Raw genomic sequence first — 16919 nt, 5'->3', positions numbered from 1 at the left:
GCTCTTTTAATGTTTTTGGCAGATGTGAAAAGGCAAATTGGCCCGGAACATTTCCCGTTGTCGCGGGCCAGAAGGCTCTGGTCCGGAAAGTTGGAACTTACACTTCGGCGGCCTCCCGTTCGTGGATGACTTGTCCCGCCGCCAGGCGAACCAGCTGGTCGGCGGTATGGAAGTAGCGATCGTCGTGGGAGATCACGATGATCGTCTTGCCCTGCTGTTTGAGTTCGGGGAGCAGCTCGGTGTAGAACACGCGGCGGAAGGCCGGGTCCTGGTCGGCCGCCCATTCGTCGAACACCAGCACCGGGCGGTCGTCGAGCCAGGCGTTGATCAGCGCCAGGCGCTTGCGCTGGCCGGTGGACAGGTCGGTGGTGGTGAAGCTGCCGTCGCGGATGCCGACCTTGTGGGCGATGTCCAGGCGCTCCAGGTAGCGGATCGCCTGTTCGGGGATTTCCGTGCGCCCCCTGAGCAGTTCGTCGAACAGGTAGTAGTCGGTGAACACGGTGGCGAACAGCTGCCGGTAGTCGTCCCGCTCGCCATCGCCGACGGCCTGGCCGTTCAGGCGTATCTCGCCCTGGTGCGGGTTGTACAGGCCCAGCAGCAGCTTGATCAGCGTGGTCTTGCCGCAACCGTTCTCGCCGACGATGAAGACGATCTCGCCCTGGCGGATGGTCAGGTCGATGGGGCCGAGGTGGAAACTCTGGCCGCCGGCCGCCTGCGGGTAGTCGTAGCGCACCTGGCGCAGCTCGATCTGTTCCGGGGCCAAGTTCGCCGGGGCGGCCGCCTTCGCCAGCAGCTGCGGCTCGGCGGACGAGAAGCGCCGCGACAGCTCGTTGATGCGCATGAGCGCGACCTTGGCCTGGCTGAGCCCGGGAATGTTGGTGACCAGCTGCTCCAGCGGGGCCTTCATGTAGAGCATCACCAGCACGAAGCCGCCGAGCACGGTTTTTTCCGTGGCGGGCCAGATGGCCAGGAGGGCGATGGCCATGCCGATGACCGCGAAGAACAGCATGGAGCCGAAGCTTTCCGCGCTGATGAAGATCGAGGCGGCGCGGATGTTGGCCTTGCAGATGCGTTCGGTGCTGTCGTGGATCTGCCGGTCCAGCAGGTCCAGGCGGCGCTCGCGCTGGATGCGCAGCTCCTTGGCGCCGGCGGAGATCGCCTGGTAGTGCTTCTGCAGCTCGTCCTCGCCGTCGCGGGCCGCCTGCAGGCTGTGGGTGCCGAAGTGGTGCGCCAGGTACTGCGCGCCGCTGCCGATGATCACCGTGAGCACCGTCACCGCGAGAATCTGCCAGGACAGCAGGGCCAGGTAGCCCAGGCAGCCGAGGGTCACGCTCAGGGCGATGAGCATGGGCGCCACGCTCAGGGCGAAGATGCTCAGCGAGCTGACGTCCTTGAGCAGGACCGGTATCAGGCGGTGGGCGCGGTAGCGCTCCAGTTGCTCGATGGGCGCGCAGAGGATCCGCGCGGCGAGCTCGCGGCGCAGGGTGGCGACCACGCGCTGGCCGATGTAGTTGGTCAGCAGCTTGGAGAGCGTGGAACAGGCCAGGGTCGTCACGCAGAGCAGGGCGAACACCAGCGCGATGCGCAGGTTGGGGCCGCCCTCGATGTTCATCGCGGTATTGATGGTGGCCAGCAGGGCCGTGATGCTGAGGCCGCCGGCGACCCCCAGCAGCACGGAAAGCAGCAGCTGGGGCCAGAAGGGCTTGAGGAGCGTCAGGGTTTCATGGGTGAGGCTTTCGGCTGTGCGGGGCATGGGCTTCTCGGATGCCTGCTGGGCAGGAACTCAATGGCATGGCGCGTCGAACTGGAAAGACGAGGAACGGCCCGCCGGATTTAGTGCAAAGACGAGCAACTGGCCATCTGATTTAGCCGGCTGTGCGCCAGGTCCGCCTGGACGCCTGCGCCGGGGGCCGGCGAACCGCTCGGCGCGCGCGGATAAATTCGCCCCGGGGTCGTTCGTTGCCCTTAGTGAAGTGCGGGTAGCGGGGGCTCGCTGCCCCGGCCCGCCGAACCCACGGCGCGCGCCCGCGTGCGCCAAGCCGAGCCATGCCCAGGAAAGAAACCACCATGAAGAAACGCAAACTCGCCTATATCTGGTCGCTGCGTAACGCGGCTGCGGACAAGGCCGGCCAGTACGTCCCCTACAAGGGGGAAGAGCGCTACATGAAGTCGGTGCTGGAGTTTCTCGTCGAATCGCTGAACCGGACTTCGCTGGGCGAACAGTACGAGCTGGTCGGCGTGATCTACGACGACGACCCGCAATCGCCGCGCGACCAGGAAAAGATCAAGGACTATGGCTTCGCCTACCAGCCGGGCCGGCAGTGGTTCTACCCGGCTGACCTCGAGGTCCAGGGCAGGCGCTTGAACGACCTGCTGCTGAGCGTGCCTTCGACCTATCGCCGGCACCCGCGCGGCACGCCCGAGCACATCGCCGGCAAGCAGGACTTCGAACGGCGCCTGCACGACACCCTGGTGGAACTGGGCACCGATGTCGCGGTGCTGGACGGCCTGCTGGTGATCCTCGACGAGCTGGTGCGCCCGGGGGCGCCGTTCGTCCGGCGGATCATGAACATCCATCCCGGCGTGACCCGCGAGGACTCGCCCTACGAGCGCCGTGGCGCCTATGCGACCCTCGATGCGCTATACGGCGCGCGGGGCGAGAAGGTGGTGAACTGGACGACCATGGAGAAGGTCGCGGTGGAGCCGCTGTACTGGACCGGGGCCTCGTTCCACTACGTGGACAACGGCATCGACTCCGGCGAAGTCTTCCACGACGTGCTGAAGACCGAGATTTCCCCCGAGGACAGCATCCTCGAGCTGCGCTGGAACAACTTCAACAACAGCCTGTTCCCGGCCCTGCACGAAGGGCTGGCGCTGCTGGCGGAAAAGCAGGGCGACTGAGCGCGGCAGAGTGGTTGCCAGGGCCGGCACGGCGATGGTAGTGCCGGCCCTGTCACATTCAGGGCTTGTTCACCAGCTCGCGGGCGACGCGGAAACCTATCCAGTCGCCGCGGTCGCTCTTGTAGGCGTTGTTGCGGTTGCCCGAGCGGGAGAAGATCGGCGCCTCGCCCCAGTCGTTGCCGCGGATCTGCACCAGCTTGCAGTCGCTGTCGATCCAGGCGCTGCCGTCGCTGGGGGCGCCGTCGTAGTTGTCGTGCCAGCAGTCGGCGACCCATTCGTAGACGTTGCCGTGCATGTCGTACACGCCGAAGGCGTTGGGCGGGAAGCTGCCCGCCGGCGAGGTGAAGTTGTAGCCGTCGGCGGCACCGTAGGTGTTGGCGTGCTTGGCGATGCTGTACTCCTTGCCTTCGTCGAAGGGGAACGGGAAGGGCCCGGCGCTGCCGGCGCGGGCGGCATATTCGCGTTCGGCTTCGCTGATCATCCGGTAATGCTGGCCGGTCTTCTTCGACAGCCAGGCCGCGTAGCCCTTCACGTCCTCGTAGTCGACGCACACCGCCGGCTGGCGCGGGCCCTGCCTGTAGCGCGGCTTGCCGGCGATGCATTCGCGGCCGGGGCGGGTGTCGCCGTTGGCCAGGCGCACGCCGGTGGCCTTCAGGTAGGCGTCCAGCTCGGCGGCGGTGACCTGGTAGCGGCTGATGGCGAAGGGCCGGGCGAAGGTCACGGTGTGCAATGGGCCTTCGTCCGGCTGGCGGCCCGTCTCGTCGTCCGGGGTGCCCATGGTGAAGCTGCCGGCGGGCAGCACCACCATCTCGGGGCAGTCCTTGCAGTCCTTGAACACGGCGCCCGGCTTGTGCGCCTCGGCGGCGAAAGCGGTGGGGGCGGCCAGGAGCAGGGTGGCCAGGGCCAGGGGCGGTAATGCGTGCATGGCGGTTCTCGTGAAGTGGGAAGCGGGTCAGGCGAGCTGCGGAGCGAGAATGTCCAGCACCCGGTCGATCTGCGCCTCGTCGTTGAGCAGGCTGGGCGCCAGGCGCACCACCGGGCCGACGTCGCGGTCCACGGCGTCGCTGATCACCTTGTGCGCCATCAGGTGCCGGGCCACGGCGTCGCAGTCGCGGCCGTCGACGCGGAAGAAGGTGAAGCCGGAGGAGAGTTCCGGACTGGTCGGCGTGACCAGGCGCACTTTCGTGTGCTCGGCCAGGCGCTGCTTGAGGTAGCCGTTGAGCTGGTGGATGCGCGCCTGGACGTCGGCCTTGCCCAGCTGCAGGTGCAGCTCGAAGGCCTTGCCCAGCGCCAGGCGGTGCTCGAAGGCGTGGTAGCCGCCGGGGGTCATCAGGGTGCCGAAGCTGTCGGCGCGGGTGAAGGTGGGGATGCTCGGCACCAGGTGGTCCTGCAACTGCTCCTCGCGGGCGATGATGACGCCGGTGCCGCGCGGGCCGAACAGCCACTTGTGGGTGCCGGCGATGAAGTAGTCGCAGCCGAAGTCGGCGAAGTTCGCGTCCTCCACGCCGAAGCCGTGCACGCCGTCGACCACGTAGATGATCCGCTCGGCGGCGTCGCGGTTGCGGTTGGCCTCGGCCACCAGTTGGCCGATCTCGCGTACCGGCAGCTTCACGCCACTGCCCGACTGCACCCAGGTCATGCCCAGCACCCGCGTCTCGGGGCGGATGTTGCGATGGATATTGGCGAGGATTTCGTCGGCCGAGGCCCGGTACGGGTCCTTGAACAGGGGAAATTCGCGTACCTGTGTGCCCATGCGCTTGTGGCGGTATTCCAGGGTGGTGTAGGTGGAATAGTGCTCGTGGCTGGAGGTGAGGATTTCCTTGCCCGGCGCCACCAGCAGGCCGCCGTAGATGGCCGCGAGGCCGTCGGTGGTGCTGCCGGTGAGGGCCACCTGCGCCGGCTTGACGCCGAAGTAGCGGCCGGCCCAGGCGCGCGCCTCGTCCTCGTATTTCCAGACCTCCTCGCGGTCCCAGTCCACCGCCTCGCCGGGGTTGGCGTTGAAGCGCGCGCGCAGCGCGTCTATGGCCTGTTGCACCGGGCGTGGGTGCGAGGCCAATAGGAAGTTGGCGAAGTGCAGGTAGTCCGGGTCGAGGTCGAATTGCCGGCGCAGGGCCTGCCACTTGTCCGCGCCGGCCGGCGCGGCGGCGGCCAGGGCCAGGTCGGAGGTCTGCAGCAGGGGCAGGCCGGCGGCGAGCAGCCCGGCCTGCTTGAGGAAGGTACGGCGGTCGTTCATGGAATGTCCTTGGCGCGGTTCAGCGGGTGGCGACGGGCGGCTTGGCGCGCTTCTGCACCTCGCCCCATACGCGCAGGAAGTTGCCGCCCCAGAGCTTGGCGATGTCGGCGTCGGAGTAGCCGCGGGTGATCAGCTCGGCGGTGACGTTGCGGATTTCGCTCTCGTCCTTCCAGCCGTCCAGGCCGCCGCCGTCGTTGAAGTCGGAGCTGATGCCGACGTGGTCGATGCCGACCTTCTTCACCGTGTAGTCGATGGCGTTGACGAAGTCGGCCAGGCCGGCCTTGGGCTCCTCGTCGAGGATGCCGTAGAGACTGCTGGCGTATTCGCCGAACTTCTTCTCCGGCCAGATGGCGATCACCGGGTCGCCGGGCATCAGCGCGTAGTCCAGGCCGGCCAGCGGCGGCAGGTCGAAGCGCGCGCGCAGGGCGTCGAGCTTCTCCAGGGTGGGCTTGCTCAGCGGGCGCAGGTAGGCCGGGAAGCCGACCACCTGGATGACCCCGCCGCTGTCCTTGATCAGCTGCATCTCGTGGTCGCTGAGGTTGCGGCGGATGTCCACCAGCGCGCGCGGCGCCGAATGCGAGGCGACGATGGGCGCGCGGCTCAGGGCGGCGACCTGCTCCAGTGCCCTGGTCGACATCTGCGAGACGTCGATGATCACCCCCAGGTCATTGAGCCGTTGCACCGCCTGCTTGCCCAGGGGCGAGAGGCCGCCCAGGGCGTCGGGCGAATCGTTGAAGAAGGGCAGGGGGCGGGAGGAGTCGGACCAGCTGTTGTTGCCCACGTAGTTGAAGCCGAACATGCGCACGCCACGGGCGGCCCACAGGTCCAGCTGGGACAGGTCGTCGCCCAGCGGGTAGGCGTTGAGCATGCTCATGACGATGGCGAACTTGCCTTCCATGGCCAGGCGGCGGAAGTCCTCCGGCGTGTAGGCGATGCCCACCCGCTCGGGAAAGTCGCGGACCATGCCGGTGAGAATCCTGTAGCGGATTTCCTGCTGGTGCCGCGCCTCGTCGACGAAGCCCGGCGTGGGCTTGTGCGGGGCGTCGGGGCCGCTCCACATCTCCGGCCAGCCGAAGATCGCCAGGGCCGCGCCGGACAGGCGGCCACGCCCGGCCTTGACCAGGTCCAGCTGCGAGGGGCCGTCGCGGTCGGCCTCGTGGCCCTCGGTGCCGAAGTCCAGGGGCACGGTCACCCGGCTGTCGAAGGACAGGATGCGCTCGTGCAGCGCCTCGGCGTGGGCCATCACCTCGCGCGGGTAGGGCTGGGCGCGGGCCAGCAGCAGCCAGGCCGCGGCGCCCGCCACGAGGGCCAGTACGAGCAGGGGCAGGGTGAGCCAGAGGATCTTTTTCGTGCGGGTGCTAGTCATTGCCGTCCCAGTCAGCGTTGGAGTCGGATGGCAGCCCGGGGCAGGGCATCGCCTGTGGGGGAGGACGAGGCGTGCGGGCGGAAATTTAGCGCCGGCGCACCGCTAAATTTGCCGCCGGGCCGACCGTTCTAGCCTCGGTACAGCCTGCTTGGCGACGGACACAGGACGGACGATGACGGTTTCTCGACGCGGTTTCATGGCGGCCCTGGCAGTGACGGGGGCGGCGGCGTTGCCGACGGCGGCTTACTTCGGCTACCGCGAACTGCAACGCCGCGAGCTGGACGCGCGGGAGCCGGAGACGCCCGGCGAAGCCAGCCTGGAAACCAGCGCCGGCGCCGAGCTGCGCCTGGCCGACCGCCTGCGCGGCATCTGGGACCTACGCCTGCTCGATGCCGGGCAGGGGCTGCCGGGCCTGCCCGCCGAAGGCCTGCAGTTGATCCTCGACTGCGGCCCATGCGGGCGCGGGCTGATCGGCTGGCTGGACACCCCGGAGCGCCTGCGCGGCACGGAACCGCCGCGCTACCGGGTGCTCGGCGACCTGGTCGGCGCCAGCTCGGCGAACATCCGCTGGCGCCTGCTGGGCGAAGGCAACACGCCCAGCCACGAATGCAGCGCCGTGTTCGACGAGGTGTGGGACAACTTCGCGAATGCCGGTGACGGCACCCTCAGCGGCCGCCTCCAGCGTCTGGACCGCGACCTGTCCCTGCCGCAGCAGGACTGCCGCTTCGTCGCCAAAAAGCAGCCCTTTCCCCTGGCCCGCGAGCGCCTGCCGCTCAACGAGGCGCTGCTGGCCTGGCTGGTGTCGCCGCAGCACCGCCTGTTCCACCAGCTCTGGCACGCCTCGCGGGACAAGTGGCACCACCTCGACGAGGCCCAGCGCAACGCCCTGCGCGGCGTGGGCTGGCAGCCCGGGCCGCTGGACGCCGAGCGCGACGCGCGCGGCCGGCACAAGGACCGCAACGCCTCGGGCATCGATTTCCTCTTCATGCACCGCCGCATGCTGGCCAAGGCCCGTTCGCTGCAGGACCTGCCGTCCTGGCAGCGCCTGCCGCCGCCGGCGGTGCCGCTGGAATACGACCGCGCCGGCTTCATCCGCTACTTCGAGAACGCCGACGGCTGCTCGGTGCCGCCGGCCTGGGTGGCGGTGGACGATGACGAATACAGCCAGTGGCTGCACGACCTGAAAAGCGCCGACGCCTACCACGGCAACTTCCAGGTCTGGGAGTCGCAGTACCAGGACCCGGCCTACCTGGCGAAGCTGACCCTGGGCCAGTTCGGCTCGGAACTGGAACTGGGCCTGCACGACTGGCTGCACATGCGCTGGGCCAGCGTGACGCGCGACCCGTCCAACGGTGCGCCGCTGATGACCGACCGCAACTACGCCGACTTCGCGCCGCGCTGGTTCCTGCGCGAGAACGACTTCCTCGGCGACCCCTTCTCGTCCCACGTGAACCCGGTGTTCTGGTGCTTCCACGGCTGGATCGACGACCGCATCGAGGACTGGTTCCGCGCCCACGAGCGCTTCCACCCGGGCGAGGTGCGCCGCGCCGAGGTGCTGGGCATGCCCTGGTTCGCCCGCGGCCGCTGGGTGGAGATCGACGACCCCTGGCTGGGCCCATCCACCCACGGCTGCGGCCTCTCCGACCTGCAGGCGAGCAGCAGCGACCTGGCCCTGGACGTGGAGACCATGAAACTGGCGCTGCGCGTCATCCTCACCGAAGACGACGAGCGCAAGGGCTGGCTAAAGCGCGCGCCGCGGCGGCCGTGGTATGCGCGCAACCTGAAGCTGGCGGAGCGCTGAGCGGGGCACGCCCGGCGCGGCCTGCGAGACAGCTGCTCCTGCGGGTGCGGGTTTCCTCGTAGGATGGGTTGAGCGAAGCGATACCCATCGCCATGCCCGACCGTGCGCCGGCCCCAACCGCACCGCTCCCTGTAGGAGCGCGCCCTGCGCGCGAATCGCGGGCAGGGCCCGCTCCTACAAGTTACCGGGAGGCACGGTTCGAAGGCCGGATCAGGGGGCGTTGCGCGCCAGAGGCGCGGCGGCGGCGTCCCAGCCGCCCCCCAGAGCCTTGAACAACCCCACCGCCGCCTGCAGGCGCGCCAGGCGCAGCTGCACCGCGGCGTCCTGCGCCTGGTAGAGGGTGCGCTGGGTGTCCAGCACCGTGAGCAGGGTTTCCGCGCCGGCCTGGTAGCGGCTGTCGGAGAGTTCGAAGGCGCGCTGCGCCTGTTCCAGTTCCTGCTGCTGCCAGTGCAGCTGGCGGTCGATGCCGTCGATGCCGTTGAGCGAGCGTTCGGTGTCGGCGAAGGCGCCGAGGATGGCCTTGCGGTAGTTCTCCAGCAGCTCGCGTTGCAGCGCCAGGCGGCGGTCGCGCTCGGCGCCCAGGCGGCCGTGGTTGAAGATGGGCGCCAGCAGGTTGGCGCCCAGGTCGTAGTAGGAGGTGCGCAGCAGGTCGGAGGCGTGGTTGGCGCCGGAGGACAGGTTGGCCGTCAGCGTCAGGCTGGGCAGCATGGCGGCGCGGGCCACCTGTACGTCGGCCTGGGCCGCCGCCAGTTGCGCTTCGGCGCGGGCGACGTCCGGGCGGCGGGTGAGCAGTTCGCTGGGCAGGCCGGCGCCGACCTGCGGCCACTGCACGCTGTCGAACGGCTGCCCGCCGAGTTTCAGGGCCGGCAGCGGTTCGCCGATCAGGGTGGCCAGGGTGACCTGGGCATCGCGCTCCTGCTGTTGCAGCAGCGGCAACTGGCGTTGCTGGGCGGCCACCAGGCCGCTCTGCTGGGCCACTTCCAGCTCGGTGGCGGAGCCGGCCTCGCGGCGGCTGCGCACCAGGCCCAGGACCTGCTCGGCGTTCTCCAGGTTGAGCCGGGCGATGCGCTGCTGTTCGCGCAGGGCGAGCACCTGCAGGTAGGCGTCGGCGACCCCGGCCACCAGCGTCAGCTCCACGGTGGCGCGGTCGTACTCGCTGGCCTTGAGGCTCTGCAATGCGCTGCGGTAGGCGGCGCGGCGGCCGCCCCAGAAGTCCACTTCGTAGCTGGCACTGAGGCCGGCGCTGAAGGTATCCACCGCTTTGTCGTCCTCGCTGGCGTCGATGCCGCTGTAGCCGGCGCCGTGCAGCAGCTTCTCGCGGGTAGCGCCCAGTTGCGCGTTGACTTCCGGCAGCAGCGGCGCGCCGGCGATCACCGCGCTGGCGCGGGCCTGGTCGACGCGGGCGATGGCCGCCGCCAGGTCCTGGCTGTTGTCCAGGGCACGTTGGACCAGGCCGTCCAGCTCGCCGGCGCCGAAGCGCGTCCACCAGCGCTGCAGCTCGCCGCGACGGGTGTCGCCGGCGCCGTACTGCCAGGCGGGCGGGGCGGCGATGCCGCTGTCGAGGGGTTGCGGGGCGCCGGCGCAGGCGCCCAGCAGCAGGCAGGCGGGCAGTAGGCTCAGGGCTTTCATTCGGGTGTCCGTCATTGGCTGGCCAGGGCGGCCACCGGGTCGAGGCGGGCGGCCTTGCGCGCCGGCATGAAGCCGAACACCAGGCCGGTGGCCAGGGCGCAGGCGAAGGCGCCGAGGATGGCCGCCGGGGAGAAGGCCACCGCCACCTTGCCCAGCAGCAACGCACCGCCGATGCCCAGGGCGATGCCGACGCCGGCCAGGCCGCCGACCACCGAGAGCAGCGTGGCCTCGGTGAGGAACTGGCGCAGGATGTCGCTCTGCCGCGCGCCGGTGGCCATGCGAATGCCGATCTCGCGGGTGCGCTCGCGCACGGTCATGAGCATCACGTTCATCACCCCGATGCCGCCCACCAGCAGGGAGATGGCGGCGATGGAGCCGAGCATCAGCGACAGGGTGTTCTGGGTGTGCGCCTCGGCCTGGATCAGCGCGGCGTTGTTGGTCAGCTCGTAGTCGCGCTGGCCGCGGTGCAGGCGCTGCATCAGGCGGTCGATGGCCTTTTCCGTCTCGTGCACGCGGCGGGCGTCGGCGGCGGCGATGATCACGTATTCCGGGTTGCGCGTGCCGAACAGGCGGATGCTGGCGGCGGAGTAGGGCACGGCGATGCGGTTGTCGGCGTCCTGGTCGCCGGAGCTGGAGCCCTTGGCCTGCAACACGCCGACCACCTGGAAGGGCACGTTCTCGATGAGGATGTAGCGGCCGATCGGGCTGGCGCTGCCGAACAGCTTCTCGCGCACCTTGGCGCCGATCACCGCGACCGTGGCGGCGTTGGCTTCGTCGCGCTCGGTGAAGTAGCTGCCTTCGCTCACCGGCCAGTTGAGGATGGCCGGGAAGTCGGTGTTGTTGCCGCCGACGTAGGCGTGGTAGTCGAGGCTGCCGTGGCGCACCACCAGTTCGCCGCCGTTCACCGGCATGGCCATCTTCACCTGGGGCAGGGTGGCGATGGCCGCGACGTCGTCCAGGCTGACGATGCCCATGGGCGTGCGCGGGTTGGGCGAGTAGCCGCTGAGGTAGATGATGTTGGAGCCGAAGGCGCCCATCTGCGCCATCACCTGGCGCTTGCTGCCTTCGCCGACGGCGAGCATCACCACCACCGAAGCCACGCCGATGACGATGCCCAGCAGGGTGAGGGCGGTGCGGAAGCGGTTCAGCCACATCACCCGCCAGGCCGCGCGGATGGCTTCCAGCAGCTCGGCGCGCCAGGCCCCGGCGGGCTCGGTGCTGCCCTGCAGCAGGCGCTCGCGCAGCTCCTCGGCGCGCAGGCCGGGGGTGGCCGGTTGCGACGGCGCGCCATTGGCGCTGTCGCTGACGATCTCGCCGTCGAGCACCTCGATGACGCGCTTGGCGCGGGCGGCGACGTCGCGGTCGTGGGTGATCAGGATCACCACGTGGCCCAGGGCGGCCAGCTCGTCGAGCAGCGCCATGACCTCGGCGCCGCTGTGGCTGTCGAGGGCGCCGGTGGGTTCGTCGGCGAGGATGATGTGGCCGCCGTTCATCAGGGCGCGGGCGATGGAGACGCGCTGCTGCTGGCCGCCGGAAAGCTGCTGCGGGCGGTTGCCGGTGCGCTCGCCCAGGCCCAGGCGCTCCAGCAACTGGCGGGCGCGGCCGTGGCGCTGCAGGGCCGGGGTGCCGGCATAGATGGCCGGCATCTCGACGTTTTCCTGGGCCGAGGCCGAGGGGATCAGGTGGTAGCCCTGGAACACGAAGCCGAAGGCCTCGCGGCGCAGCCAGGCCTGCTCGTCGCTGTCCAGCTCGGCGACGTCGCGCCCGGCGAACAGGTAGCGGCCGCTGCTGGGGCGGTCGAGGCAGCCGAGGATGTTCATCAGCGTCGACTTGCCGGAGCCGGAGGCGCCGACGATGGCGACGAACTCGCCGGGGTGGATGCTCAGGGAGATGCCGCGCAGCACCTCGACCTCGGGGCTGCCGTTGCCGCCGTAGCGCTTGCGTACGTCGCGCAGTTCGATCAGCGGGATGTCCTGGAGGGTTTCGCTCATTCAGCCCTCGCCATTGTCCGGGGCGGCCATCAGCAGGCGTTCGCCTTCCTGCAGGCCGGACAGCACCTGGACGTGCAGGCGGTCGCTGATGCCGGTCTCGACCTTGCGGCTCTCCGGCTTGCCGTTGCGCCCCACCACCCAGACGTGGCGGCCACCCTGGCCGTCTTCATGCAGCGCGGCCACGGGCGCGGTGAGGGTGCCTTGGGCGGTGGCGGCGACGAAGAACACCTGGGCGGTCATTTCCGCCATCAGCTGGTGGTCGCTGTTGTCCACGTCCACCAGCACCGTGTACAGCACCACCCGGCCGCTGCCGCTGGAGCCGCTGGCGGAGCTGCTGCCGGTGCTTTCCTGGTTGTTCGGGTCCAGCGGCTTGGGCGGCACCGGCAGTATCTGCCGCACCGTGCCGCTCCAGCGCCGCTGCTCGCCGGCGAGGGTGGTGAAGTAGGCCGGCATGCCCGGCTTGACGCGGCCGATGTCGGCCTCGGAGACCTGGGCCCAGACGGTCATCGGCGAGAGCTTGGCGATGCGCAGGATCAGCGGCGTCTGTTGCTGGGCGTTGAGCGTCTGGCCCTCGCGGGCGTCCACCGCCACCACGGTGCCGGACATCGGCGCGTAGATGCGCGTGTAGCCCAGCTCGGCCTCGTCGCTGCGCAGGGTGGCCTTGGCCTGGTGGATCTGCGCCTGGTACATGTCTATCCGCGCCTGGGTCGCCTGCACCTGCGCGTAGGCGGTCTGCACGTCTTCCTCGCGGGTGGCGCTGGCGGCGGCCAGGCGCTGCTGGCGCTGGTACTGCTGGCGCGCCAGCAGGTGCTGGGCGCGCTGCTCGGCCAGCTGCGCCTTGAGCACTTCGATGGAGTAGCGGCCGGCGTCGACCCGCGCCTGCTGGGTGGAGGGGTCTATCTCCACCAGCAACTGGCCTTCCTTGACCTCGTCGCCGGGCTCCACGTGCAGTTTGAGTATCTGCCCCGATGCCTGGGCGCCGACGTCCACGTAGCGCCGTGGCTGCAGGGTGCCGAGAGCGGTGACGCTGCTTTCGATGTCGCCACGGGTGACCGGGGCGGTGATCAGGTCATCGCCGCCGAAGGGGTGGGTCTGCCAGGCGGCGACGGCGAGCAGGGAGGTAAGGAGGGCTGCGATCAGCAGTATGCGACCAGTACGACGGGGGCGTTTCATTCGGGGTTCCGGCCAGGGCTTGGAAGGCATGCCGCCGCGGGGGCGCGGCCAGGCATGCGCTTTCGGGAAGACGGATGATGCCCAAGGAAATTTAGCGCCGACAGGGCTGGCGGAGCTTTATTCGCGCTCTGTTACAACTGCGCGTAGCGGCTGCTGATGCGGATGCTGCCGTTGTCCAGGCGCTGTAGCTCGACCGGCAGCACCCGGGGCAGGGCATTGACCAGTTCCTGCAGGTTGCGCGTGCGGTAGGTGCCGCCGATGCGCAGGTTGGCCACCGTCTGGTCGGCCAGCACCAGCGGGGCGTCCAGGTAGCGGTTGATCAGCGGCAGGGCGGCGCCCAGCGACAGGTCGTCGAGCACCAGGCGGCCGTCGCGCCAGGCCAGGACCTGGACGGGGTCGGCGCTGGCCACCAGGGGCTGGAGCATGCCGGCGCGGTAGCTGGCCTGCATGCCGGGGGGCAGGCTGCTGTCGTTGCCGTCCTTCTCGCTGCGCACCCGCACCGAGCCTTCGGTGACGGTCACGGTGACCTGGTCCTGGTACTTCCACACGTCGAAGCGCGTGCCGGTGACGGTGATGCTGCCCTTGGCGGCGCGCACCACGAAGGGGTGGCTGGCGTCGTGGCTGACGTGGAAGTAGGCCTCGCCCTGGTCCAGCACCACCCGGCGCACGTCGCGGAAGTTGGCATAGGACAGGCGGGTATTGAGGTTCAGCTCGACCTCGCTGCCGTCGGGCAGCAGCACTTTGCGCAGGGTGGCGTCGGCCTGGTAGCGGTGGTAGCTGTCCGGCACCCAGCCCTGCAGCCAGCCCAGGTAGCCGGCGGCCGGCAGCACCAGCAGGGCGAGGGCGGCGGCGCGCAGTTGCCTGCGCCAGGAACGCCGGCGGCGCCCGGCCTGTGCGGGCGGGCGCGGCGGCGGCGGGCGGCGGCCGGCAGTGCGCGGGGCGGGGCGGGCTTCCAGCAGGTGCGCGCTTAGCTTCCAGATCTTCTCCACTTCGGCGTACTTGGCCGCATGCCGCGGGTCGCTTTCCAGCCATTGCTGGAACTGCGCACGCTCGGCATCGCTGCAGTCCGGCTCGTGCAGGCGCATGCACCAGTGCGCGGCGGCCTGCGCCACGGGATCGCTCGAAGGGGAAGGGGGGGTAGTCATGAGGGGGCCGGTTGAACCTTGCCGCGCCTGGATCCGGCGCCGCCATGGCGGAGGGATGATGGGCGCAATTATAGGAGAGCTCGCATCCTACGGAAAGCCGCGGCCGGGCGCCAGCCACCCCGATCCAGCCTTGCCGGGGCGCCTACGGCGGGCGTCGGTAAAGTTTCCCGGGTGCGCTTCGTTCCCTGAATGCCGGCGTTCGGGGCGGAGCATTCATGCCGCCGAAGGCCGCGACTCCCAGTCGTCCTGCGCCATCCGCGGCGCGCTCGTACAGAGATGAATCGATGCAAAAGCGCACCCTCGTGGCCGGCCTCGCCGGCGCCTTGCTCGGCCTGCTGCCCCAGGCCCAGGCCGACATCGCCCGCCCGGCCGCCCTGGCCGCCGACATCCGCTGGACCGCCTACGGCGTACCGCACATCCGCGCCACCGACGAAGGCGGCCTGGGCTTCGGCATCGGCTACGCCTACGCTCGCGACAACGCCTGCCTGCTGGCCGACGAGATCGTCACCGCTCGCGGCGAGCGCTCGCGCTATTTCGGCGCCGAGGGCGAATCCTCGGCGCAGGTCGGCAACCTCGCCTCGGACGTCTTCTTCACCTGGCTCAACCGCCCGGAAGCGGTGGAGGCCTTCCGCAAGGCCCAGTCCGCGGAGGTGACGCAGCTGCTGGAGGGCTATGCCGCGGGCTTCAATCGCTTCCTGCGCGAGGCCAGCGCCGACACCACCAGTTGCCTGGGCCAGCCCTGGCTGAAGCCGATCGACAGCGGCGACCTGGTGCGCCTGACCCGTCGCCTGCTGGTGGAGGGCGGTGTCGGCCAGTTCGCCCAGGCCGTGGTGGCCGCGGCGCCGCCGGGTGCTGCCAATGCGGCTTTGACCGGCGCGGAGGGCTTCCGCCTGGCCGATCAGCGCCGCGAGCGCTTTCGCCTGGAACGCGGCAGCAACGCCATCGCCGTCGGCGCGGAGCGCTCGGCCAGCGGCCACGCCCTGCTGCTGGCCAACCCGCATTTCCCCTGGCAGGGCGCCATGCGCTTCTACCAGCTGCACCTGAGCATCCCCGGCAAGCTGGACGTCATGGGCGCGGCGCTGCCCGGGCTGCCGGTGGTGAACATCGGCTTCAACCGGCACCTGGCCTGGACGCACACGGTGGACACCTCCAGCCACTTCACCCTCTACCGCCTGGAACTGGACCCGCAGAACCCGCTGCACTACCGCCTGGACGGACGCTGGCAGCCGCTGGAGAAGCGCGTGGTGAAGGTCCAGGTGCGCGGCGCCGACGGCCAGTTGCAGACGGTCGAACACAACGTCTACGAGTCGGTCTACGGCCCGGTGCTGGTCTGGCCCGGCAAGCTCGACTGGAGCGCCGGCGAGGCCTATGCCTTGCGCGACGCCAACCTGGGCAACACCCGGGTGCTGCAGCAGTGGTACTCGATCAACCAGGCGCGCGACGTGGCGGACCTGCGCCACCGCGTGGAGTCCCTGCAGGGCATTCCCTGGGTGAATACCCTGGCCGCCGACGAACACGGCGACGTGCTGTACCTGAACCAGTCCGTGGTGCCCAACCTGACCCCGGGGCAGCTGCAGGCCTGCGCCATTCCCGCGCTGGTCGCCGAGGGCCTGCCGGCGCTGCAGGGCAACCTCGGGCGCTGCGGCTGGAGCCGCGACCCCGGTGCGGCGCAGCCCGGCATCCAGCCGGCCACGCAGTTGCCGGCGCTGGTGCGCCGCGACTTCGTGCAGAACTCCAACGACAGCGCCTGGATGACCAACCCGGCGGCGCCGCTGGAAGGCTTCTCGCCGCTGGCCAGCCGCCAGGACCAGCCCCTGGGCCTGCGCGCCCGCTTCGCGCTGCAGGCCCTGCAGGGCAAAGGCTCTATCGACGAGCCGCTGCTGCAGCGCTTGGTTACCGGCAACCACGTCTACGCCGCCGACCTGGTGCTGCCCGACCTGCTGCAACTGTGCCGCCAGGCGCAGGAAGCAGCGCTGTCGTCCGCTTGTGGCAGCCTCGCCAAGTGGGACCGCAGCGCCAACCTCGACGCCGGCCCGGGCTTCGTCTATTTCCAGCGCTTCATGACCCACTTCGACGGCCTGGAGGGCGCCTGGAAGGTGCCGTTCGACCCCGCGCGCCCGTTGCAGACGCCCAGCGGCATCGCCCTGGACAAGCCCGAAGTGGCGAAACAGGTGCGCGAAGCGCTGCTGGCCGCGACGAAAGAGGTGCATGAGCTGGGGCTCGACCAGCGCCAACGCTGGGGCGAAGTGCAGGTCAGCAGCACGGCCAAGCCGCCAATTCCGATCCCCGGCGGCGACGGCCACCTGGGCATCTACAACGCCATGCAGAGCGTGCCCCAGGGCGACCACCTGGAGGTGGTGAGCGGCAGCAGCTACATCCAGCTGGTCAGCTTCACCGCCGAGGGCCCGCAGGCCAAGGGGCTGCTGGCCTTCTCCCAGGCCAGCGAGCCGCGTTCGCCGCACCACGCCGACCAGACCCGGCTGTTCTCGCGCCAGGCCTGGTCGCCGCTGCCCTTCACCGAGGCGCAGATCGACGCGGACCCCACACTCCGGGTGGTGCGCCTGGCGCAATGAAAGGAGGTGTACGCCCATGATTTCCAATGAGCTTCAGGTACCTGCGCAACGGATTCGAGCATGCAAGAGGAGGGCGGCGCACCCGCAGCACTGGCTGCGCCCGGCCC

General features: G+C 69.9%; 11 protein-coding genes. 3 read left to right on the top strand and 8 right to left on the bottom strand.

Features of this window, described 5'->3' with window-relative positions; all coding sequences use genetic code 11:
* Positions 1-97: 97 nt before the first annotated feature.
* Positions 98-1753, bottom strand: coding sequence for a cyclic peptide export ABC transporter (locus QSJ95_RS03460; RefSeq protein WP_043319470.1), 1656 nt, complete (start codon positions 1751-1753; stop codon positions 98-100).
* A 314-nt stretch (positions 1754-2067) separates the two neighbouring features.
* Between QSJ95_RS03460 and QSJ95_RS03455 the strand changes: the two genes are divergently transcribed.
* Positions 2068-2901 carry a formyl transferase gene (locus tag QSJ95_RS03455; RefSeq protein WP_285640065.1) on the top strand — a complete coding sequence of 278 codons (834 nt, stop codon included), beginning with the start codon at positions 2068-2070 and terminating at the stop codon, positions 2899-2901.
* A gap of 58 nt (positions 2902-2959) precedes the next feature.
* On the opposite strand, the gene pvdO is transcribed toward QSJ95_RS03455, so the two are convergent.
* Genes pvdO through pvdM form a run of 3 tightly spaced genes read right to left on the bottom strand, consistent with a single transcriptional unit; the run spans position 2960 to position 6500 of the window.
* Complete coding sequence (gene pvdO / locus QSJ95_RS03450; protein ID WP_285640063.1) at positions 2960-3826, bottom strand: dihydropyoverdine dehydrogenase; 867 nt, start codon at positions 3824-3826, stop codon at positions 2960-2962.
* 27 nt (positions 3827-3853) lie between these two features.
* A complete protein-coding gene (gene pvdN, locus QSJ95_RS03445; RefSeq protein WP_285640061.1) occupies positions 3854-5134 on the bottom strand; it encodes a pyoverdine-tailoring periplasmic protein PvdN in 1281 nt (426 codons plus the stop codon).
* Between the two features lie 19 nt (positions 5135-5153).
* Positions 5154-6500: a pyoverdine-tailoring dipeptidase-like protein PvdM gene (pvdM, locus tag QSJ95_RS03440; RefSeq protein ID WP_285640060.1), complete on the bottom strand. Its 1347-nt coding sequence runs from the start codon at positions 6498-6500 to the stop codon at positions 5154-5156.
* Positions 6501-6672: 172 nt separating this feature from the next.
* On the opposite strand from pvdM, the gene pvdP reads away from it, so the two are divergent.
* Entirely contained in the window at positions 6673-8301 is a 1629-nt protein-coding gene (pvdP, locus tag QSJ95_RS03435) for a pyoverdine maturation tyrosinase PvdP (RefSeq protein WP_285640058.1), read from the top strand.
* A gap of 210 nt (positions 8302-8511) precedes the next feature.
* Here pvdP and QSJ95_RS03430 read toward each other — a convergent pair whose 3' ends face one another.
* From QSJ95_RS03430 to QSJ95_RS03415, 4 genes are all read right to left on the bottom strand, one after another.
* A complete protein-coding gene (locus tag QSJ95_RS03430; RefSeq protein ID WP_285640056.1) occupies positions 8512-9930 on the bottom strand; it encodes an efflux transporter outer membrane subunit in 1419 nt (472 codons plus the stop codon).
* A gap of 11 nt (positions 9931-9941) precedes the next feature.
* Positions 9942-11921: a MacB family efflux pump subunit gene (locus QSJ95_RS03425; protein ID WP_285640055.1), complete on the bottom strand. Its 1980-nt coding sequence runs from the start codon at positions 11919-11921 to the stop codon at positions 9942-9944.
* Positions 11922-13094, bottom strand: a complete 1173-nt coding sequence (locus QSJ95_RS03420) for an efflux RND transporter periplasmic adaptor subunit (protein ID WP_285640053.1) — start codon at positions 13092-13094, stop codon at positions 11922-11924.
* Between the two features lie 131 nt (positions 13095-13225).
* Positions 13226-14239 carry a FecR family protein gene (locus tag QSJ95_RS03415; protein ID WP_285640051.1) on the bottom strand — a complete coding sequence of 338 codons (1014 nt, stop codon included), beginning with the start codon at positions 14237-14239 and terminating at the stop codon, positions 13226-13228.
* A gap of 284 nt (positions 14240-14523) precedes the next feature.
* On the opposite strand from QSJ95_RS03415, the gene pvdQ reads away from it, so the two are divergent.
* On the top strand, positions 14524-16812 hold the full coding sequence (gene pvdQ, locus QSJ95_RS03410) for a bifunctional acylase PvdQ (RefSeq protein WP_285640049.1): 2289 nt from the start codon (positions 14524-14526) through the stop codon (positions 16810-16812).
* The last annotated feature ends 107 nt before the right edge of the window (positions 16813-16919 follow it).

Source organism: Pseudomonas sp. NBRC 100443 (assembly GCF_030268185.1).
Classification (GTDB): domain Bacteria; phylum Pseudomonadota; class Gammaproteobacteria; order Pseudomonadales; family Pseudomonadaceae; genus Pseudomonas; species Pseudomonas citronellolis.
The sequence above is the reverse complement of the archived record's forward strand: the minus strand, read 5'-3'. Positions and strand labels throughout refer to the sequence as shown.